At 31.8% G+C, this 21,543-nt stretch carries 21 protein-coding genes; 15 read left to right on the forward strand and 6 right to left on the reverse strand.

The features are described from left to right. Positions 1-124 precede the first annotated feature (124 nt). From GFJ94_RS08010 to GFJ94_RS08030, 5 genes are read left to right on the forward strand one after another with little or no spacing between them, the layout of a single operon-like run. Entirely contained in the window at positions 125-1,231 is a 1,107-nt protein-coding gene (locus tag GFJ94_RS08010; RefSeq protein WP_153201035.1) for a DUF1972 domain-containing protein, read from the forward strand. Next, the gene (locus tag GFJ94_RS08015) at positions 1,173-2,507 is read left to right on the forward strand and encodes an O-antigen ligase family protein (RefSeq protein ID WP_153201036.1); all 1,335 of its coding nucleotides are present in this window, start codon (positions 1,173-1,175) and stop codon (positions 2,505-2,507) included. The genes GFJ94_RS08010 and GFJ94_RS08015 overlap by 59 nt, the downstream gene beginning before the upstream one ends. 1 nt (position 2,508) lies before the next feature. After that, the gene (locus tag GFJ94_RS08020) at positions 2,509-3,492 is read left to right on the forward strand and encodes a UDP-glucuronic acid decarboxylase family protein (protein WP_153201037.1); all 984 of its coding nucleotides are present in this window, start codon (positions 2,509-2,511) and stop codon (positions 3,490-3,492) included. Then, the gene (locus GFJ94_RS08025; RefSeq protein WP_153201038.1) at positions 3,493-4,845 is read left to right on the forward strand and encodes an exopolysaccharide biosynthesis polyprenyl glycosylphosphotransferase; all 1,353 of its coding nucleotides are present in this window, start codon (positions 3,493-3,495) and stop codon (positions 4,843-4,845) included. It abuts the gene before it with no gap. Beyond that, a complete protein-coding gene (locus GFJ94_RS08030; protein WP_153201039.1) occupies positions 4,845-5,597 on the forward strand; it encodes a glycosyltransferase family 2 protein in 753 nt (250 codons plus the stop codon). Before GFJ94_RS08025 ends, GFJ94_RS08030 begins: the two co-directional genes overlap by 1 nt. Positions 5,598-5,719: 122 nt before the next feature. Here the strand turns inward: GFJ94_RS08030 and GFJ94_RS08035 are convergent, their stop codons facing one another. Further along, positions 5,720-7,030, reverse strand: coding sequence for a phenylacetate--CoA ligase family protein (locus tag GFJ94_RS08035; RefSeq protein WP_153201040.1), 1,311 nt, complete (start codon positions 7,028-7,030; stop codon positions 5,720-5,722). A 112-nt stretch (positions 7,031-7,142) separates the two neighbouring features. On the opposite strand from GFJ94_RS08035, the gene purD reads away from it, so the two are divergent. Then, the gene (gene purD, locus GFJ94_RS08040; protein WP_153201041.1) at positions 7,143-8,414 is read left to right on the forward strand and encodes a phosphoribosylamine--glycine ligase; all 1,272 of its coding nucleotides are present in this window, start codon (positions 7,143-7,145) and stop codon (positions 8,412-8,414) included. A 20-nt stretch (positions 8,415-8,434) separates the two neighbouring features. Here purD and GFJ94_RS08045 read toward each other — a convergent pair whose 3' ends face one another. After that, the gene (locus GFJ94_RS08045) at positions 8,435-8,665 is read right to left on the reverse strand and encodes a uracil phosphoribosyltransferase (RefSeq protein WP_153201042.1); all 231 of its coding nucleotides are present in this window, start codon (positions 8,663-8,665) and stop codon (positions 8,435-8,437) included. Between the two features lie 46 nt (positions 8,666-8,711). Here GFJ94_RS08045 and GFJ94_RS08050 point away from each other — a divergent pair, with 46 nt between their 5' ends. Further along, on the forward strand, positions 8,712-9,641 hold the full coding sequence (locus GFJ94_RS08050; RefSeq protein WP_153201043.1) for a DUF6427 family protein: 930 nt from the start codon (positions 8,712-8,714) through the stop codon (positions 9,639-9,641). Here the strand turns inward: GFJ94_RS08050 and upp are convergent. After that, positions 9,636-10,289, reverse strand: coding sequence for a uracil phosphoribosyltransferase (upp, locus tag GFJ94_RS08055; protein ID WP_153201044.1), 654 nt, complete (start codon positions 10,287-10,289; stop codon positions 9,636-9,638). The genes GFJ94_RS08050 and upp overlap by 6 nt on opposite strands. A 74-nt stretch (positions 10,290-10,363) precedes the next feature. On the opposite strand from upp, the gene GFJ94_RS08060 reads away from it, so the two are divergent. Together GFJ94_RS08060 and GFJ94_RS08065 are read left to right on the forward strand one after the other, a co-directional pair. Beyond that, complete coding sequence (locus GFJ94_RS08060; RefSeq protein ID WP_153201045.1) at positions 10,364-10,969, forward strand: DUF4254 domain-containing protein; 606 nt, start codon at positions 10,364-10,366, stop codon at positions 10,967-10,969. Between the two features lie 235 nt (positions 10,970-11,204). Further along, entirely contained in the window at positions 11,205-12,227 is a 1,023-nt protein-coding gene (locus GFJ94_RS08065) for a glycosyltransferase family 9 protein (protein WP_153201643.1), read from the forward strand. A 21-nt stretch (positions 12,228-12,248) separates the two neighbouring features. Here GFJ94_RS08065 and GFJ94_RS08070 read toward each other — a convergent pair whose 3' ends face one another. Further along, positions 12,249-13,301 carry a ferredoxin--NADP reductase gene (locus GFJ94_RS08070; protein ID WP_153201046.1) on the reverse strand — a complete coding sequence of 351 codons (1,053 nt, stop codon included), beginning with the start codon at positions 13,299-13,301 and terminating at the stop codon, positions 12,249-12,251. Positions 13,302-13,672: 371 nt separating this feature from the next. Between GFJ94_RS08070 and GFJ94_RS08075 the strand changes: the two genes are divergently transcribed. From GFJ94_RS08075 to GFJ94_RS08085, 3 genes are read left to right on the forward strand one after another with little or no spacing between them, the layout of a single operon-like run. Further along, the gene (locus GFJ94_RS08075) at positions 13,673-14,008 is read left to right on the forward strand and encodes a PadR family transcriptional regulator (RefSeq protein WP_153201047.1); all 336 of its coding nucleotides are present in this window, start codon (positions 13,673-13,675) and stop codon (positions 14,006-14,008) included. Between the two features lies 1 nt (position 14,009). Continuing rightward, entirely contained in the window at positions 14,010-14,633 is a 624-nt protein-coding gene (locus GFJ94_RS08080) for a hypothetical protein (RefSeq protein ID WP_153201048.1), read from the forward strand. Next, a complete protein-coding gene (locus GFJ94_RS08085) occupies positions 14,630-15,328 on the forward strand; it encodes a hypothetical protein (protein WP_153201049.1) in 699 nt (232 codons plus the stop codon). The genes GFJ94_RS08080 and GFJ94_RS08085 overlap by 4 nt, the downstream gene beginning before the upstream one ends. A 35-nt stretch (positions 15,329-15,363) precedes the next feature. On the opposite strand, the gene GFJ94_RS08090 is transcribed toward GFJ94_RS08085, so the two are convergent. Further along, entirely contained in the window at positions 15,364-15,876 is a 513-nt protein-coding gene (locus GFJ94_RS08090) for an acyl-CoA thioesterase (RefSeq protein WP_153201050.1), read from the reverse strand. A 98-nt stretch (positions 15,877-15,974) separates the two neighbouring features. Further along, positions 15,975-16,916, reverse strand: coding sequence for an SPOR domain-containing protein (locus GFJ94_RS08095; protein ID WP_153201051.1), 942 nt, complete (start codon positions 16,914-16,916; stop codon positions 15,975-15,977). A gap of 250 nt (positions 16,917-17,166) precedes the next feature. Here GFJ94_RS08095 and dprA point away from each other — a divergent pair, with 250 nt between their 5' ends. The 3 genes from dprA (at position 17,167) to GFJ94_RS08110 (ending at position 21,526) form a co-directional block, all read left to right on the forward strand. After that, positions 17,167-18,270, forward strand: a complete 1,104-nt coding sequence (gene dprA, locus GFJ94_RS08100) for a DNA-processing protein DprA (RefSeq protein WP_153201052.1) — start codon at positions 17,167-17,169, stop codon at positions 18,268-18,270. Between the two features lie 205 nt (positions 18,271-18,475). Continuing rightward, on the forward strand, positions 18,476-18,796 hold the full coding sequence (locus GFJ94_RS08105) for a GIY-YIG nuclease family protein (RefSeq protein ID WP_153201053.1): 321 nt from the start codon (positions 18,476-18,478) through the stop codon (positions 18,794-18,796). A gap of 156 nt (positions 18,797-18,952) precedes the next feature. After that, a complete protein-coding gene (locus tag GFJ94_RS08110) occupies positions 18,953-21,526 on the forward strand; it encodes a phosphoenolpyruvate carboxylase (RefSeq protein WP_153201054.1) in 2,574 nt (857 codons plus the stop codon). The last annotated feature ends 17 nt before the right edge of the window (positions 21,527-21,543 follow it).

The raw sequence follows: 21,543 nt of genomic DNA on the forward strand, positions 1-21,543 counted from the left end.
AGCAAAAATAGAAAATAAAATTAGATAAATTAGATGACATTTGTCATAAACCTCAAAAAAATGGTCTTAAATGGGTAATAAACAAAAGAGAACCCTTATTTTTGCTTTTGTTAAAAAAATCTAAATGAAAATTGGAATTTTAGGAACGCGTGGAATACCCAATCACTATGGTGGTTTTGAACAATTCGCTGAATTTTTTGCTACTTATGCTACGGGTCAAGGACACGAAGTGTACGTGTACAATTCCCACAGCCATCCATACAAAGAAACAGAATTCAAAAGTGTTAAAATCATACATTGCTTCGATCCTGAAAACAAAATAGGAACCGTAGGTCAGTTTATATATGACTTAAATTGTATTAGAGACGCAAGAAAAAGAGATTTTGATATTATTCTTCAATTAGGCTATACCAGTAGTTCTGTTTGGTTTTCTTTGCATCCAAAAAGCGCTATTGTAATTACCAATATGGATGGATTAGAATGGAAACGTACTAAATATTCAAAAAAAGTTCAAAAAGCACTTCAAATAGCAGAACGTTTAGCTGTAAAAAAGAGCGATTATTTGATTGCAGATTCTATTGGAATTCAAAAATATATCAAGGAAAAGTATCAAAAAGAAAGCACTTATATTGCCTACGGCGCTCACAATTTTAACAATCCCAATCCTGAAATTTTAAAAGAATATCAAGTCGAAAAAGAAAATTTCAACATGATTATGGCCCGTTTTGAGCCTGAAAACAATTTGGATATGGTGCTTGAAGGAGTTGCTATGGCGGAAGATAAAACACCAATTTTAGTAATTGGAAACCACAACACTAAATACGGAACTTATTTAAAAAATAAATTTGAAGCCTATTCACATATTCAATTTTTAGGAGCGGTTTATAATTTAGACCATTTAAATAATTTACGATATTATTCCAATCTTTATTTTCATGGACATACTGTTGGAGGTACTAATCCTTCTTTGCTAGAAGCTATGGCGTCAAAAGCATTGATTGCAGCTCATAACAATGATTTTAACAAAGGTGTTCTTAAAGAAAATGCTTTTTATTTTTCGTCTGCAGAAGAGGTTAAAAAAATCTTAAATGGAATCAAAAAAAATGATAACTTGCAATTCGTTGCAAACAACTATGAAGCAATAGCCTCGGATTTTAATTGGGAGAAAATAAATGAACAATATTTACAGTTTTTTAAACAATGTTTGGAAGGAACTTCTAGAAGAAAATAAACAAAATAAAGCGTTTATTCCTATTGTATTATTGTTAATAACATTGCCGATTTCTTTGGCTGTAAATAATATTTTATTAGGTGTTTTTTTTATTTCAGCACTTCTTTATCTTGGAAAAAATAAGTTGTCATTTTCCTTAGTTTATTTAGTTCCTATTTTGTTGTTTGCATTGATGAGTACTTCTTATTTCTGGTCAATTGATGTTAAAAGAACTTTAACTGCAATTCCAAAAGAAATTACTTTGTTACTTGTTCCAATTGCTTTTATGATTATTCCTGCTTTTACAAGAGAAAAGAAAGATAAGATTTTAAAATATTACGGTTATGCAATGTTGCTTTATGTAATGTTTTTTATAATTCGTGCTTTCATTCGATACATACTTACAAATGAAACTAGTGTTTTCTTTTATCACGGTCCTGATAATGATACCGATACGGGATTAGTGCCTAGATTATTGAATGCTATTCATGTTTCGGTATATGTTGCAATTGCTTTCTTTTATTTTTTTATTAAAGAACATAAAACAAAGTGGGAACAAGTTGCAAGTATCTTATTGTTTGTTTTTGTAATTCTTTTATCCTCTAAAAATATTATTTTAGTTTTAGTCTTATTAATTTTAATTCAGGTTTTTTTCTATTCAAAAATTGCCAACCGTCTTCGATTACGAAATCTTACTATTATTTTAGTTTTATTAGGGTTTATCATCTCTTTTAGCAAAATTAAAGAACGCTTTTTGGTTGAATTTAGAACCAATTCTGATAAAAGTATTTCACACAATGTCGCACTAAATAAAAGCGAAGGAATCAACAATATTAGTATTGCGGATGCTTGGACCAAAGAACAATTTCATCCATCTGACTATTTTCCCGGAACCGCGTTTCGTGTTTATCAATTTAGAATGTTTACTGAATTTTTAGAGGAAGATGCTATTTTTTGGAAAGGGTTTGGATTGAATGCTTCTTTAAATAAATTATTAGAAAAAGAAAAGCAGTATAATTTATATCCTGGTTATGGAAGTTTTAATTTTCATAATCAATATGTTCAAAATTTTGCAGAATTAGGTGTTATTGGATTTGCGTTATTGATTCTAATCTTATTTTTAAACACAAAAAACGCTTTTAATTCTAAAGATTTTCTTCATATTGCTTTTGCAATTCTAATGATAAGCTTATTTTTGACCGAATCGTTTTTGTGGCGACAAAGAGGCGTTTTGTTTTTTATGCTTTTTTATTGCCTCTTCAACACAAAAATAGATTCTCGAATAGAAAAAAAATAAAATGAAAAGAATATTAATTACAGGTGCTGCGGGTTTTCTTGGCTCACATCTTTGCGATAGATTTATTAAAGAAGGCTATTTTGTTATCGGAATGGATAACTTAATTACTGGAGATTTAAAAAACATTGAACATCTTTTTAAACTTCAAAACTTTGAATTCTACCATCATGATATTACCAAATTTGTTCATGTTCCAGGTAAATTAGATTATATTTTGCATTTTGCTTCACCTGCAAGTCCAATAGATTATTTGAAAATTCCAATTCAAACTTTAAAGGTGGGTTCATTAGGAACACATAATTTATTAGGCTTGGCTCGTGTAAAAAAAGCTAGAATTCTCATCGCTTCTACATCGGAAGTATATGGTGATCCATTAATTCATCCACAAACAGAAGAATATTATGGAAATGTAAACACCATTGGACCTCGTGGAGTTTATGATGAAGCAAAACGTTTTCAAGAGTCTATTACTATGGCATATCATACTTTTCATGGTGTAGAAACTAGAATTGTTCGTATTTTTAACACATACGGACCAAGAATGCGATTAAACGACGGTCGTGTAATTCCAGCTTTTATTGGACAAGCACTTCGTGGAGAAGATTTAACCATTTTTGGAGATGGAAGTCAAACACGTTCGTTTTGTTACGTAGATGATCAAGTAGAAGGAATTTTCAGATTATTACATTCTGATTATCATTTGCCTGTTAATATTGGGAATCCAGATGAAATTACCATTAAAGATTTTGCCGAAGAGATTATTAAATTAACGGGAACCAATCAAAAAGTAGTGTATCATCCACTTCCTGTTAATGATCCAATGCAAAGACAACCTGATACTTCAAAAGCAAAAGAAATTTTGGGTTGGGAAGCAAAAGTGACAAGATCCGAAGGCATGAAAATTACGTATGATTACTTTAAAACACTTTCTACAGAAGAACTTCTAAAAGAAGAACATAAAGATTTTACAAAATACATTCACTAATTGAAAAATAAAACCGGAAGATACTCAGTTTACATTAGACCCATAATAATATTTTTAGATTTACTTATTGTAAACCTATTGGTATTGTTGTGTATGCGCTCTGCTATGAGTAATTTTGGTTATCACTCTATATTAACCATATTTTGGTTAATTATTTCTTATTATTCTGCTTATTATGAAGTGTATCGCTTTAGTAAAGGAATCGAAATTTTTGGAAAACTATTAAAGCAATTTTTCTTTATCAGTTTAATCACTTTTGCTTATGTAGGTTATAAATATAAATATGTAACAACTCAAGAAGTTGGGCAATACATTCTTTGGTCTTTCCTACTTGTTGGATTAGTAAAGTTTTCAATATTTATTTTACTCAAAAAGTATCGTCTTTTGTATGGGGGAAATCACAGAAATGTAATTATCGTAGGACACGGAAAAAGTGTTGATGAGCTTAAAGATTTTTTCAACAGCAATCCTGATTATGGATATAATTTAGTTCATATTTTTGATTTAAAAGGGAATAAAAAAACTGAATTAACAGATTGTAATAACTATGTTATTGAACATAAAATAGATGAAATTTATGCTTCTATAAATACCTTAACGAATAGAGAAAAAGATAATTTAATTCATTTTGCTGATAATAATTTAAAAACGATTAAGTTTTTACCCGATAGCAAAAACACTTTTTTAAGAAATTTAGCAGTAGAATATTATGACTATATTCCAATAATTTCTTTACGAACTATTCCTTTGGAAAAGGAAGTTAACAAACGCTTGAAAAGGGTTTTCGATGTATTTTTTTCTTTACTTATCATAATTTGTTTGTTATCGTGGCTAACACCTTTAATTTCGATTTTAATTTTACTCGAATCAAAAGGGCCAATATTTTTTAAACAAAAAAGAAATGGTTTAAATTATGATGAATTTTATTGTTATAAATTTCGTTCCATGCATCTAAATCCAATAGCAGATTTAGAACAAGTACAAAAAAATGACCCAAGAATTACTAAAGTGGGTAAATTTATCCGAAAAACAAGTGTAGACGAACTTCCACAATTTTTTAATGTTTTACTTGGTGATATGTCTGTTGTTGGACCAAGACCTCACATGGTAAGTCATACAGAAATGTATGCCAAAACAGTTGATAAATTCATGGTGAGACACTTCATAAAACCAGGAATTACAGGTCTTGCACAAACTAATGGTTTTAGAGGAGAGGTAGAAAATGAAAAAGACATTATTAATCGTGTTAAATACGACATTTTCTATTTAGAAAATTGGTCAATTTTATTAGATATCAAAATCATTATAGCAACTGTTATTAATGCTATAAAAGGAGAGAAAAAAGCCTACTAATGAATGCTTTAGTTTCCATAATTACACCTTCATACAATTCTGCAAAATTTATTGCAGAAACCATTCAATCTGTACAAAATCAAACTTATCAAAATTGGGAAATGATTATTGTAGATGATGGTTCTTCGGATGAAACGGAAAATGTGGTTTTATCCATAATCCAAAATGATAATCGTATTCAATTTCATAAATTAAATCAAAATTCAGGTCCAGCAGTTGCTCGAAATACAGGAATTGAAATAGCATCAGGAGATTATTTGACGTTCATTGATGCCGATGATATTTGGTATCCAGCCTTTATCGAAAACAACATCAAAACGATTAAAGAAACCGGAATTCCATTCGTTTTTTCATCTTATAAAAGAGCTAATGAAGAATTAGAATTCGTGTATTCCGATTTTATTGTTCCAAGTAAAGTTTCTTATACCGATATTCTAAAATCCAATTCTATTAGTTGTTTGACGGCTTTTGTTGATATTAAAAAGTTGGGTAAAAAATACATGCCTCTCATCCGAAAACGCCAAGACATGGGTTTGTGGTTGAATTATTTAAAAGTCATTCCATTCGCACACGGAATTCAAGAAACTCAAGCGATTTACAGAATTAGAGAAAATTCGCTTTCCAGAAAAAAATCGGATTTAATTAAGTACCAATGGCAATTTTATAGAGAAGTTGAAAAATTGAATGTACTTCAATCCGCCTATTACATGTTGCATTGGATGTATCGTGGTTTTATGAAGTATAGGAATTAGGTTTTAACGCAAAGTTTTAAAGTCTTTCGCAAAGTTCGCAAAATCTAATAAAGTTAATTAAAGAAGCTTCGCTTTGAAAGACATAAATCTCTGTGCTAATTTGTGAAATCTGTGTTTATAAATCAAAGCATCGACTGAAATTGCTTCAATTTTCCTCTTTTCGTGCGTTCTAAAACTTCTTTTCGGTTGTAAGTGAAATGCAATCCGGGTTCTAAATATTTGGCAATCGCTTTTTCAATTTCTATAATTTGCTCTGAAGTCAATTCCACCGAACTCACATAATCAATTTCAAAACTATCTAATTTGGTTTGACGTACAATAAATTCTTTTACGTTTCCATCGTCTTCGATGATGCTTTTGGTTACGTAGTAAAACGTTAATCCAGGCGATTTTTTTCCACTTGGTAAAAGTGCCACATCGCTGGTTCTTCCGATTAATTTTTTCAGAATGGGTTTTTTCAATGTACTTTTTTCGTCTAAAATCCCAACATCGCCAATTTCATAACGAATAAACGGATGTGCTTTGTTGTATAAGGAAGTAATCACCACTTTTCCTTCTTTTCCGTATGGAACAGGTTGGTTATTTTCATCCAAAATTTCCACAAATAAGGTTTCCGAATTCACTTGCCATTCGTCTTTTGGATTTTGAAAAGCAATCAAATCCAATTCCGAAGCGCCATATTCATTAACAACTGGAATTCCTAAATGTTTTTCCAATAAAATTTTATCTTCTTCAAACAACATTTCGGAAGTTACCATGCAAACTTTCAAAGTCGGACAAACATCGGTTAAAATGATATTTCTTGCTTGTAAATATTTTCCAAAAAGCACAATTGAACTCGTATAACCATTGATGTAATCAAATTTTTTAGTTTTAAAATGTTCAAAAACTCCATCTAAAACTTTGTCCGATAAATCAAAAATAGGAAAACGATATCTTTTGCTTAAAAAGTCTTTCAAACGTTCTTTTCGATATCCAATAAAATCCAACGGAATACCATAAAACCGCGCTTGATACGACGAATTAAAATCAACTCCATACCAATCAAAACGATAAATAATCGAAGCCCAAGTTATCGCATGAGCCTCTTTGTCTTTCGCGAAAACAAATGGATCACCACTTGAACCCGAAGTTTTATTAACGAAAACCGTTTTCTCGGAATAACCTTTGGAAATTCGGTCTTTTAAAGGTTTTTGCAAATCTTTTTTGGTGAGAATAGGTAAATCGTTCCAGTTTTTAAAGCTGTCTTTTCCAACTAAATTTTGATAAAATGGATTATTTCTCAAATGAAATTCCACAATTTCTCGCTTTTTAGTTTCGAGATAATCGGGAAAATCTGCTTCCGAAATTTGTAGAATTTTCTCAAAATCAGCCTGAGCTTTCGCAATAGGAAAACCGCTTAATTTTAAAGAAAGATGAAACAAGTTGAACATTCGTTGGAATTTATCCAAAAGTAATAAATCTGAAAATAATCTTTCTTCTTTTTTCTTTTTTCTTTCTTCTTAAGAAATAGTACTTTTGCCAAACAACATAACAACACACAAAATGACTATTTTACTACTTGGTTCTGGCGGTCGCGAACACGCACTGGCTTGGAAAATGCTTCAATCTTCAAAATGCACTTCTCTTTTTGTTGCGCCTGGAAATGCAGGAACAGCAACTATTGCAAAAAATGTGGATTTAAATCCTAATAATTTTGATGCCGTTAAAGCTTTTGTTTTACAAGAAAAAGTAGAAATGGTTGTGGTTGGACCAGAAGATCCATTGGTTTTAGGAATTTATGATTTCTTCAAAAACGATGCAGAAATCAATCACATTCCAGTAATCGGACCATCAAAAGTGGGAGCACAATTAGAAGGAAGTAAAGAATTTGCAAAAGAATTTTTAGTAAAACATAACATTCCAACCGCTCGTTACGAAAGTTTCACTAAAGAAACGGTAGAGCAAGGTTGCCAATTTTTAGAAACTTTAGAAGCTCCATACGTTTTAAAAGCAGATGGATTAGCTGCCGGAAAAGGCGTTTTAATCTTATCCGATTTAGAGGAAGCAAAAACAGAGTTGAGAAATATGTTGGTGGGTGCTAAGTTTGGACAAGCGAGTTCAAAAGTAGTCATCGAAGAATTTTTAGACGGAATCGAATTAAGCTGTTTTGTTTTAACCGACGGAAAATCATATAAAGTATTACCAACAGCAAAAGATTACAAACGTATTGGAGAAGGCGATACAGGATTGAATACAGGAGGAATGGGTGCGGTTTCTCCAGTTCCATTTGCGGATGCAGTTTTATTAGAAAAAATTGAAACTCGAATTGTAAAACCAACTATCGCAGGTTTACAAAAAGACGGAATCGAATATAAAGGATTTGTTTTCATCGGATTAATCAACGTAAAAGGCGAACCTATGGTTATCGAATACAACGTTCGTATGGGCGATCCAGAAACGGAAGTAGTTATGCCAAGATTAAAAAGTGATTTAGTCGAAATTTTTGAAGCTATTGGAAATCAAGAATTAGATAAAATTACCTTGGAAATCGATGAAAGAGCTGCTACAACTATCATGGTAGTTTCAGGCGGTTATCCAGAGGATTATGAAAAAGGAAAAGAGATTTTCGGATTAGAAAACATCACCGATTCTATTCCATTTCATGCGGGAACAAAATTAGAAAACGGAAAAGTAGTTACAAATGGAGGTCGCGTAATTGCGGTTACTTCGTACGGAAATGACTTTCAAGAAGCCATAAAAAAATCTTATCAAAGTATAGCTAAGCTACAATTTGATAAGATGTATTTTAGAACAGATATTGGTAAGGATTTATAATCCTTGCTAATATCTTAAGATTATTTTAAAAATGAGTGTGCAGTTGTATCTTGCTCATCTTCTTTATTTGCATTGAAGATGTTCAATTGCTTAATCCAATAAGTCATTGCTGCACAGCAGATAATAATAAAAATCCAGTTTAAGATATTTGCAGTCCACCAATTAGTTAATTCTAGTTCTCTTAACCAATCCATTGGTAAGAATAAAAAATCTACGAAAAGTGATTGTATTCCTTCAAAAAATGATTTCATTTTGATAAAGTATTATATTTACACCACAAAAATATAAAATATTCGGATGTTAGCAAGCATTTTTAGTAAAACAAGACCATTTAATTATTTAGTAGTAGGGATTCTTTCGCTTTTTTTCTTTTCTGTTAAGATAATTGCGATGGCTCAACCTAAAGCAGGATGGGTTTTTTATGCTGAAGAGTTTGGGTTATATCTGTTACTTTTTACTTCATTATTCATATTAAATTTTATTACGCTTAAGAACGGATTGACAAAAGGGAATAATTATGCGTTGTTTTTATTCTTTGTTTTTTTATTGTTTTTTTCTTCCATTTTCCAAAATAAAAATATCATTATCTCTAATTTTTTATTACTCTTGGCTTTAAGAAGATTGATTTCTTTGAAATCGTTACTTCAAACTAAAGAGAAAGTTTTTGATGCCTCTTTTTGGATATTCTTGGCGGCTTTGTTTCACTTTTGGAGTATTTTTTATATAGTTATAGTTTTTGTTGCCATCATACTTCACGTATCCAAAGATTATCGAAATTGGATTATTCCTTTTATTGCATTATTTGCAGTAACCATTTTGTTTTTCCTTGCGAATAGTTTGTTAGATAACAGCTTAATGGGAACACTTTTAAGTAAAGCTTATATTAGTTTTGATTTTTATTACTTTGATAATATTTACCAACGAATTGCCTTAGCGACTTTTACATCATTGAGTTTATTCGCATTTGTTTTACATGTTTTTGATCTTCCAAATAAAGCCTTGAACATGCAATCTTCTCACAAAACCATTTTATTTTCCTTTATTTTGGGTGTTGGAATCTACGTGCTTTCAGCCAATAAAAATAATGGAAGTTTGGCTTTTTGTTTTGGACCTTTGGCGATTATTGGGGCTAATTTTATAGAAAAAATTGAGAACAATTGGGTAAAAGAAATTGTGGTTTATGCCTTGTTAGCTTTGGGAATTTTCTTCTTTGTAATGCAATTATAATTTAATTCCGTAAGCTAAATCTCCGGCATCACCTAAACCAGGAACGATGTAATTGTGTTCGTTTAGTTTTTCGTCTAAAGCCGCTACCCACAAGTGACAGTTTTCAGGAACATTTTTCTCTAAGTATTCAATTCCTTCAGGAGTTGCGATAACCACTGCAATGTGAATTTCTTTTGGTTTTTGTTCCAAATGTAATTTATGTAAAACAGCTACTAATGATTGTCCAGTAGCCAACATAGGATCAATTAAAATTAAATTTTTTCCTTCGAATGATGGCGCTGCTTGATATTCCACTAAAATTTCAAATTTATCATCGTTGTCGTAATGATGACGATAAGCTGATACAAATCCGTTTTCTGCATTGTCAAAAAAGCTCATGAAACCTTGATGTAAAGCCAAACCAGCACGTAAAATCGAACATAAAACTACAGGTTCGGCAATGGTTGTCGTGTGTTTAATACCAAGTGGTGTTTGCACATCTATATTTTTGTATTCAAGCGTTTTACTTAATTCATAAGCCATTATTTCTCCAATACGCTCAATATTTTTTCTAAAACGCATGCTATCGTTTTGGATGTTCACATCACGAATTTGCGCCAAGAAATGATTAAGAATACTGTTTTGTTCAGAGATATAATGAATGTGCATTGGATTTTATTTTTGATTTTCAGGATAAAAGTACAAAAAATCGCTATTTTTGTATCAATTTTAAAGCTATAATTATGTTTGCTGAATTTGCATTTCCCATTTTTGAACAAAGTATCAAAACATATCACATTGTTGACGATGTGTATCAACCAGTTGTAAATCCTTTCGAAAAAGGAACTATTGAATTTTTGTTGTTTGCAAAAAACTGGGTAGACACTGTGCAATGGCATTATGAGGATATCGTTCGTGACCCAAATATTGACCCAGTTGCAGCTCTAGATTTAAAACGTAAAATTGATGCTTCGAACCAAGTTCGTACGGATATGGTGGAATACATCGATAGTTATTTCTTAGATAAATACAAAGATGTTCAAGTAAAACCAAATGCAAAAATCAACACAGAAAGTCCAGCTTGGGCAATTGACCGTTTGTCGATTTTAGCATTGAAAATTTACCACATGAACGAAGAGGCAACTCGTGCAGAAGCAACTGCTGAACACAGAGCAAAATGTCAAGAAAAATTGAATGTTTTGTTAGACCAAAAAAACGATATGTTTACTTCAATCAGTCAATTAATTGAAGACATTGAAGCGGGTGACAAATACATGAAAGTGTACAAACAAATGAAAATGTACAACGATGAGGAGTTAAATCCGGTGTTGTATCAGAATAAAAAGTAATTATGGATAAAAGATCGTACTTCGCAAGTGAAAACATCTTTTTTAAAATAATATTTATTTTAGCTTTTATTTTGTTTTTCATTGCGATGTATGAATATATTTTTTTACCGAGATTTGAAAGAACAAAATATTTAAGCTTAGTTGTAATGATTTTGTTTTCTTTGTTATTTTTCAGAAGAAAATTTAGAAATAGGTGGTAAACAAAAATCATATATTGGTAATAAGGCTCTCAGCCATGGGCGATGTCGCGATGACAGTTCCTGTGTTGAGAGCCTTAGTTTTGCTATATCCAGAAGTAAAAATTACGGTAGTTTCCCGACCCTTTTTTCAACCTTTTTTTGATGGTATTCCGAATGTGAATTTCTTCGGTGTGGATTTGAATAAACGTCACAAAGGTTTCTTAGGTTTACTCCGTTTATTTTCCGATTTACGGAAATTGAACATTGATTTGGTTGCCGATTTGCATAATGTGCTTCGTTCTAAAGTTGTCAGAACCTTATTTGCTTTAAGTGGGAAAAAAGTCGCCGCAACGAATAAAGGAAGAGCCGAAAAAAAAGCATTAACCAGTTTAACTAACAAAGTCTTTGCTCCAGTAAAATCAATGGTTGAAAGACATGTGGATACTTTCAAGCAGCTTGGATTTTTAGTTGATTTATCATCCCGAAGTGTCGGGACACAATTTCCGGAAAAAGCTAATTTATCAGAAAAAATTCTTTCCATCACAGGAACTAAAAATCAAAATTGGATAGGAATTGCGCCTTTTGCGCAATATGAAAGTAAGGTGTATCCGTTTGATTTAATGCAAGAAGTAATTGATGGTTTAGCCGAAAATAGAGACCAAAAAATCTTTCTTTTTGGTGGAGGAGAAAAAGAAATACAATTGTTGAATCAATTGCAAAACCAACATGATAACGTAATCGTTTTGGCTGGAAAACTAAAATTCAAACAAGAGTTAGAAGTGATTTCCAATTTAGATGCCATGCTTTCCATGGATTCAGGTAATGCACATATGGCAGCAATGTTAGGCGTGAAAGTTATTACGCTTTGGGGAGCAACGCATCCTTTTGCAGGTTTTAAACCATTTAACCAACCCGATGATTTTTGTTTGACTTCAGATAGAGTACAATATCCATTATTACCAACTTCCATTTATGGAAATAAAAAGGTTGAGGGGTATGAAGATGTGATGCGAACGATTTTGCCAGAAAAAATAGTGTTCAGTATTCAGTCGCAGTTAGCAGATAAAACTGAACACTAAAAACTGAACACTGTTTACTGATTATACATCATCAAAATCAATCTTAATCGAAGCTGTTGTTGGATGCGCCTGACAAGCCAATGTTAATCCTTCTGCTAGTTCTGCATCGGTTAAAATTTGGTTCTTTTTCAAGACGGCTTCTCCTTCGGTAATTCTACAAATACAACTGCTGCAAATGCCTCCTTGGCAAGAATATGGAACATCTAAACCTTGTTTTAATGCCGCTTCTAATAAGGTTTGCTTTTGACTCATTTCGAAAGTTGTTTCTTCATCATCAACTAAAATCGAAATTTTAGTATGACCATCAGCGCTAGCAACGGTTTCTCCTTCGCTTGATGAAGTAGAAAACAATTCGAATTTAATATCAGAACTTGAAACGTTATTTTCTTTCAATGTATCCGAAACCAAATTAATCATTTCTTCTGGGCCACATAAATAGAATTTTGAGAATTCCATTTCAGCATGTTTGTTTTTCAAGATGAAATTTACGGTTGATTTATCAATTCTACCAAACAAAGCATTATCTGCAGTTGATTGACTGTACACATATTGTACAAACAAACGGCCTACATATTGCAATTGCAAATCGTGTAATTGGTTGTGGAAAATGGTATTTTTTTCTGATTTATTTCCATAAACCAAAACAAAAGTACTATTTGGTTCTTCTTCTAAAACCGATTTTAAAATCGAGTAAACAGGTGTAATTCCGCTTCCAGCCACGAAAGCTGCATAGTTTTTCTGACGTTCTGCTTTAGGTTCGAAAGTGAATTTTCCTTCTGGAGTTCCTACTTCGATTACATTTCCAACAGCTAATTTTTCATTGGCAAACTTAGAGAAGAATCCAGTTTTGATGGCTTTAACAGCAATTCGTAATTCGCCACTTTTTGGAGAAGAACAAATCGAATACGCTCTTCTAATTTCTTGTCCGTCAAGTGTAACTTTTAAGTTTACATATTGTCCGGCAACAAAAGTGTAATATGATTTTAATTCGTCTGGTACATTAAAAAGAATGGAAACCGCATCAGCAGTTTCTTTGATGATTTCTTTAATGCTTAATTTATAAAATGATGACATGTGATTTAATTTTCTACAAAAATAACTAATCTTATTTTTTAATTTATGATAATTATCAGAAAATAGATTTTCGGATTTTATTTTAACCACAAGGACCACAAGGAAGGTACAAAGTTCAATAAGATTTCAGATTTTCGGATGTTAGATTTTCAGGTTTTTTAGAACACAGATTAATAAAATTATTGAAATAATTATAATCTTTTATGAACTTATTAAAGTAAACTAAGTTTCGCTTTTTATATTCTTCTATGACTTTTATTTTTTTTAACTTGATTTTTGAATTTGTTCTTGTTCTTGAATTTGAAAAAACATACTTAAGAATGTTATGCATAAGAAAATTATGTATATATTTGTTTTCAAATTTTAGATTTATGAAAAATTCACAATTATATAAAGGCAGTTTAAACACCATCATCATGAAGCTCTTAGAAGAGCAAGGCAGAATGTACGGCTATGAAATTACGCAAAAAGTAAAAGAAATTACTAAAGGCGAATTGAACATCACCGAAGGCGCTTTATATCCAGCTTTGCATAAATTAGAAGCCGATGGTTTATTAGATGTTGAAGTAGAAAAAGTAGACAATCGCTTAAGAAAATACTACAAACTTACCGAAAAAGGAACCACAGAAACCGTAAATCGTTTAGTTGAATTAGAAGAATTCATTAAAAACATGCAAGCAATTGTAAATCCTAAATTGAGTTATTAAGATGAAGTTGACATCACAAAACATCCAATTCATAGACAATTACCTAAAAAACAGCGAAGTCATTTATTATGACATTCGCATGGAAATGCTCGACCACGTAGCAACGGCAGTGGAACAAAAAATGGAGGTAGAAAATATAGATTTCTACGATGCTTTCAAAAGTTATATGATGGTGAATAAAAAAGAAATTTTGAAAGGGAATAAATTTTGGTCTATCTATTCAAAAGATACAATTTTAAATTTCTTGAAGTTTTTAATTCATCCATTAATTATTTTAATAGGTGTTTCTTTTTATTTTTTCTATGAGAATGTATCGATTTCTAATTATTTTTCGGAAGCGTTTACTATTAGACATTTATTCTATGTTATAATTTTAATTCTTGCTTTTTTTCAATTCATCTATTTTCATTTGATCTTGAAGAAAAGGTTTTTTGTTTTAGAAAAACTTGCAGGTTTATTGATGATTATTTATTATTTGCAAATGTTTTTTGTGAATCAATATAATGATGAAAAACCTTCTGTATTTACATTAACACTGTTTAGTTACATAATTATTGCTTATCTTTTATATTTTGCAAAAGAGGTTTATAAATTCAATACGAATCAAAAAAATCTTATGTTATGAAACTAATTGCTGAACAAATAGAATGCTTATACCAATTCACGCGTAAACATTACGTGGAATGGTATGATTTACAAACCGAATTAGTAGATCATTTAGCGAATTCAATTGAAGCGCAATGGCAAGAAAATCCAAAAATCTCATTTGAAGATGCGCTGCAAGTGGAATTCAAAAAATTTGGAGTATTTGGGTTTATGGAGGTTGTGGAACAAAGACAATTAGTTTTAAATAAAAAATACAATTCAATTATTTGGAAGCATTTCAAAGCATTTTTTACAATTCCTAAAATCATTGTAACATTAGGAGCAATAATAGCAACATTTTTGTCATTAAGCTATCTGTCAAATCGAACAGATGTGGTACTTATCGTTTTTGTGATAATCGTTTTAAGTTTCTATTTTTCTATTATTTTCTTTTCAAGAAAAAACAGAAAAGCAAACAAATTAACTCACAAAAAATGGTTGTTTAAAGAAATTATATTAGGACGTTCTTCTCTTGTGGGAATGACCTATTTACCCATTCAAATTTTTATTCATTCTGAAAAAGTTATGGATAGTGCTTTTGGTATTTTTATTATAAGTTTTTTAATAGTTGCAATGGCATTAATAGAATACATTATTTTAATTGAAGTTCCTAGGAAAGCAGAAGACTACTTAAAAGAAACCTATCCTGAATATACATTAGAAAATGCTAATTAAACAAAAAGCCTACTCATAAAGTAGGCTTTCGTTTGTTATTCCATAAACAACGCTTTTAATTCTGTTGCTTCGCTTGGTTTCATTTTTCCGGCTAAGACTAAGCTTAGTTGTTTTCTTCTTAAAGCTGCTGCAAATCGTTCTTTTTCCAAATCGGTTTCAGGAACAATTGGTGGAACTGGAATGGGTCTTCCTGTTTCATCAACTGCTACAAAAGTATAGATGGCTTCGTTCGCTTTATTTTTAATTCCTGATTCACGGTCTTCAATCCATACATCAATAAAAATTTCCATAGAAGTGTTGAACGTTCTTGAAACTTTCGATTCAACAGTAACAACACTTCCTAAAGGAATAGCTCTGTTAAACGCCACGTGATTCACCGATGCTGTCACACAAATTCTACGTGAGTGTCTTCTAGCAGTAATACTCGCTGCTCTATCCATACGAGCAAGCAATTCACCACCAAATAAATTGTTCAATGGATTCGTTTCACCTGGTAAAACTAAGTCGGTTAAAGTAGTTACCGATTCTGAAGGAAATTTTGGTTGCATTGTTTTTTTTGCAAAGATAATGAGGTTTTCGAATATTATATGCAAAAAAAAATCCCCAAAAAGGGATTTTAATAATTATTACGCAAAGTGTTAAAAAATTATTCTATCATTAACCACGCTTCCGCATTATGTGTTTTTTGTATGTTTTTTCTATCGGTTTGCGCTTCTTCTAATGTTTTAAAACTGGCATACACTACCGGATATAAGTTGTGTTTGTTTAAAGGAAGCATTTTTGCGTTTTCAAAACCAGCTGCTTTTAATTCGGCAATAGCTTTGTTGGCATTTTCTTCACTTCTATAAGCACCAGCTACTAAATGATAAGGCATTTTTTCTTCAACCGGAGCTGCCACACTTAATTCAACCGCTTCAACAGGAGCGCTAATTACAAAAGTCGCTTGTTGAATTTGGTGTTGTACTTTCTCTTGTACGTTTTTCTGAACCGCTAAAGTTTTAGTCTCAATTTGTTGATCGTAATACGTTTTATAACCAAAACCACCAACACCCAACATCACCACAAAAACAGCGGCATATTTTAAATACGAGTAATCTCTTTTTCTTTCAGGAGTAAAAATAATTGGTGCTTTTTCTTCTAAATCTTCTACTTCTTGTTTTAAAACTTCTCTTGTAATTTCAGGAGAAACAAAACTGCTCAAACCAAACGAATCCGTTAAGAAATTTACAGTATTCGATGGTTCAAAAACCCAATTCATTTCATTATTTACCGAAATCTCGCCAATGTTTTTCAACACCACACGATTGCGGTTTTGTAACAAATAAGTCCATTCGTTCACCACATCACCAATTTTGATTACAGCTAATTCGTAGGACATTTTTTCTTGTAATGCCACATGATTCGCTAATAAACCATCATTATTTTTTACATTCGCATTAAACGAAACCACTTTTTTAGGTGGAAAAAACGAACCTGCGCTTCCAGTTACGTGAGCCGACACAGTTTCGGTTAAAAAAGCACCAAAGCCAGGAACAGTAACGCACTGATAACGATATAATAAGTCGGATATGTGTTTTTCTATCTGCATAACAACAAAGTTAGATAATCAATAGCAATATCAAAATTTTATCAACAAAAATTATTAACAATTGCGATTTTTGCTGTAAATTATTGGAAGCGAATGGCTTGGGCTTTCTTGGTTTCCCTATTCCTGCTGTCCGCTCTACATGGTGCCGCTCCCATCAGGGCTAATTAGGTTTCTATTTTCTTTTTTGGATTATTGCTAAAAAGAACTATTTTTGTTCTTCAATTATACGCCAAATAAATTTTTATACGCCATGACACAGTCAGAATTATACCACACGCTTGCGTTGATGCAAGTGGAAGGAGTAGGAGATGTAATCGCTAAAAAACTCATCCAACATTGCGGAAACGCTACAGAAGTATTCGCTTCAAAAAAATCCCAACTTCAAAAAATTGACGGCATTGGTTCGGTTGTAGTTAAAAATTTACAAGACAAATCAGTATTTGCAAAAGCGGAAGCCGAACTACAATTTCTTGCACAAGAAAATATTTCCACTACTTATTTTCAAGACGATAATTATCCCGAGCGTTTAAAACATTGCTACGACAGTCCCGTACTTTTATTCCAAGCCGGAAATATCGATTTACAAAACAAAAGAATCATTAGTATCGTCGGCACACGTCAAATTACGACGTATGGCATGGAATTTACTAAAAAATTAATTGAAGAAATTTCACCTCTAAATCCAATCATTGTTAGTGGTTTTGCTTATGGCGTGGACATTTACGCCCATCAAATGGCAATGGATTGTGGTTTGCAAACCATCGGTGTTTTAGCACATGGATTGAATCAAATTTATCCGAAAACCCACAAAAAGTACATGGCAAAAATGGAACAAAACGGCGGCTTTTTAACCGAATTTTGGAGCACCAGCAATCCTGACAAAGAAAATTTCATCAAACGAAATCGGATTGTGGCTGGTATTAGCGAAGCTACCATCGTAATTGAAAGTGCAGAAAGAGGCGGTTCGTTAGTCACGGCTAATTTAGCTAACGACTACAACCGAGACGTTTTCGCAGTTCCAGGAAGAACAACGGATAAATACAGTCAAGGCTGCAATAATTTGTTAAAAACCCAACGTGCTAATTTGCTTACTTCGGCAGCTGATTTGCTGTATATTTTAAATTGGGAATTGCAACGCGAATCTCAAAAAGCAGTTCAAAAGCAATTGTTCGTTACCTTAACTGAAGAAGAACAAATTATTTACGATTACCTTCAAAAAACAGGAAAAGAAATGATGGATATCATCGCTTTAGAATGTGATTTTCCCATTTATCGCATTTCGTCTATTTTGTTAAATATGGAGTTGAAAGGAGTAGTTAGACCTTTGCCGGGAAAAATGTTTGAAGTAGTTTAAAAGTCTACCTGTCAAGCTGAACTCGTTTCAGCTTCTCTGAATTTAAAATACATAGATCCTGAAACGAGTTCAGGATGACAGAAAGTTAAGTTTAAAAAATAATAATATACAGTTTGTCAAGCTGGACTTGTTTCAGCTTCTCAATAATTAAAAGTTAATAGATCTTGAAACAAGTTCGGGATGACAAAACTAAAAATAAACAAAAATGCCATATAGAACATATCATAATTATTGGGTTTATATTCTCACCAACAAACCAAAAGGCACACTTTATATAGGTGTAACTGGAGGATTAGATGATAGAATGGAGCGACATATAAATGAAGAAGGAAGTAAATTTACTTCGAAATATAATCTGAAAAATTTAGTTTATTTTGAAGAATTTCAGTTTATAAATGATGCAATAGCAAGAGAAAAACAGCTAAAAAATTGGCATCGACAATGGAAAATTAATTTGATTGAAGCGTCTAACCCTAATTGGGAGAATCTTTGGAAATCATTAGATCCTGAAACGAGTTCAGGATGACAGAAGTTAAATTTATAAAATAATAACACATAGTTTGTCAAGCTGAACTCGTTTCAGCTTCTCATCTTGTAAATACTTTAGAATCGAAAACAAGTTCAGGATGACAAGTAATACATTTTAATTTTAAACTCGTAAATTAGTACAAATTTAAAAATCATGTATACGCTTCCAAAAATTGAGCGATTTAATCAAAGTGTCGCATCCAAATACAACATTTATAACAGTGTTTTTATCACTTTACCTTTTGACGAAATTAACAATACCGGAGTTCTGTTACCATTGTTTGCAGAGGTTTGCGAAAGTGGTTTTAAAAACCATAATAGTCCAGAGGAGATTTTTGACACTTTTGTTTCTAAATATTTAGACAATCCAACGCAACAAGAAAAAGAATCGTTAATGTTTCGATTTATTCAATATATTGAACGTCAAGTGGTGCTTTTTGATGCCATAGAAGATGCCGCTTTTTCAGTTGTTAATAATTTGGAAGGCAGAGGTTCGTTACGTGACATGAAAGAAAATGCCGAACAAAAAAACAAACAAGAAGAACTAAAAGAGTTTTTGGAAAATTTTAAAATAAGAACTGTTTTAACTGCACATCCAACACAATTTTACCCAGGTTCGGTTTTAGGAATTATAACTGATTTGACAGAAGCAATAAGAGAAAACAATTTAAATTCTATAAAAGAATTATTAGCACAATTAGGCAAAACGCCTTTTATAAAACACGAAAAACCAACACCATATGACGAAGCAGTTAGTCTTATATGGTATTTGGAAAACGTATTTTATGAAACCGCTGGAGCGATGATGCAATACATTCAAAAAAACATTTTAAAGGGCGAAATGCCGAAAAATGATATTTTAAATTTAGGTTTTTGGCCTGGTGGCGATAGAGATGGAAATCCGTACGTAACCACTGAAATCACTTTAAAAGTGGCAGATAGATTAAGAACGTCTATTTTAAAAAGTTACTACAATGATATTCGAAAATTAAAAAGAAAACTAACTTTTGCAGGAGTTGATATCATAATTGCCGATATTGAAAGTAAGTTATATCGTTCTGTTTTTTATTCTCAAGGAGAAATTTTCATCACTTTAGAAGATTTAAAAGATAAATTATTGCAGGTTAAAATGTTGGTTACAACCAAACACCAATCACTTTATATAGATGAAATTGATTTGTTATTGAATAAACTAAATTTATTTGGATTCCATTTTGCAACACTAGATATTCGCCAAAACAGTAAAATTCATGCTCGTGTTTTTGATGCAATTATAGCAAATAAAAAAACCAACTTCCCGGAGAATTATAAAACACTTTCTGAAGACGATAAATTTCATTTTTTATCAAATGTTTTTTCTGATTTAGACGTTACTGATTTTGAAGATGAAATCGTAAAATCAACAATTGGATCTATTAAAGCCATGAAAACAATTCAGCAAAATAATGGTGAAAAAGCTTCCAACAGATATATAATAAGCAATAATGAAAGTGCTTTACATGTTTTTGAAACCTTAAGTATGTTTCATTTATGTGGATGGAAAAATCCTACGGTTGATATTGTACCGCTTTTTGAATCGGTAGAAGATTTGGAAAAAGCAGATCGTGTTATGGAGCAATTATACACGAATGAAACTTACGCAAATCATTTAAAGATGCGTGGAAATGAGCAAACTATTATGCTTGGTTTTTCTGACGGGACAAAAGATGGTGGTTATTTAATGGCGAATTGGGGAATTTACAAAGCAAAAGAAGCGCTAACCGCTATTTCAAGAAAATACGATATTAAAGTGGTATTTTTTGATGGTCGTGGCGGACCACCAGCTCGTGGCGGAGGAAAAACCAATAAATTTTATGCTTCATTAGGACCAACAATCGAAAACCAGCAAATTCAATTAACCGTGCAAGGGCAAACCATTAGTTCTAATTTTGGCACAATAGATTCTTGTCGTTACAATTTAGAAAATTTATTAAGTGCAGGAGCAAAGAATCAGGTGTTTACTAAAAACGAAAACGAATTAACTTCTGAAGAAAAAGAAGTGTTGCAAAACCTTTCGGAAATTAGTTATCAAAAATATGTTGATTTTAAAAATCACGAAATGTTTGTGCCTTATTTGGAACGAATGAGTACGTTGAATTATTACGCAAAAACCAATATTGGAAGTCGCCCATCTAAAAGAAATGCTTCTGACAAATTGAATTTTGCAGATTTAAGAGCGATACCTTTTGTGGGTTCGTGGAGTCAATTGAAACAAAATGTTCCTGGGTTTTTTGGAGTGGGAACCGCATTGAAAAATTACGAAGACAACAACGAATGGCAAAAAGTTTCCGATTTATACCACAACTCGTTATTCTTTAAAACGCTTATCGAAAACAGTATGATGGCATTGAGCAAATCGTTCTTTCCATTAACTGCTTACATGAAAAATGATAAAGAATTTGGCGAATTTTGGCAATTGATTTACACCGAATTTTTAGAAACCAAACGTTTGTTATTGAAGCTTTCGGGCTACTCAGCATTAATGGAAAACTATCCAGACGGAAAAGCATCCGTTGAACTTCGTGAGAAAATTGTTTTGCCACTTTTAACTATTCAGCAATATGCGTTATTAAAAATTAAAGAATTAAAAGAGAGCGAAACTCCAAATGAAAAGCAAATTGCTATTTATGAAAAAATAGTAACGCGTTCGTTGTTTGGAAATATTAATGCGAGTAGAAATTCGGCTTAGTTTTTGTATTTGATTTT

The organism is Flavobacterium sp. LMO8 (genome assembly GCF_009495755.1).
In the GTDB taxonomy this organism is placed as follows: domain Bacteria; phylum Bacteroidota; class Bacteroidia; order Flavobacteriales; family Flavobacteriaceae; genus Flavobacterium.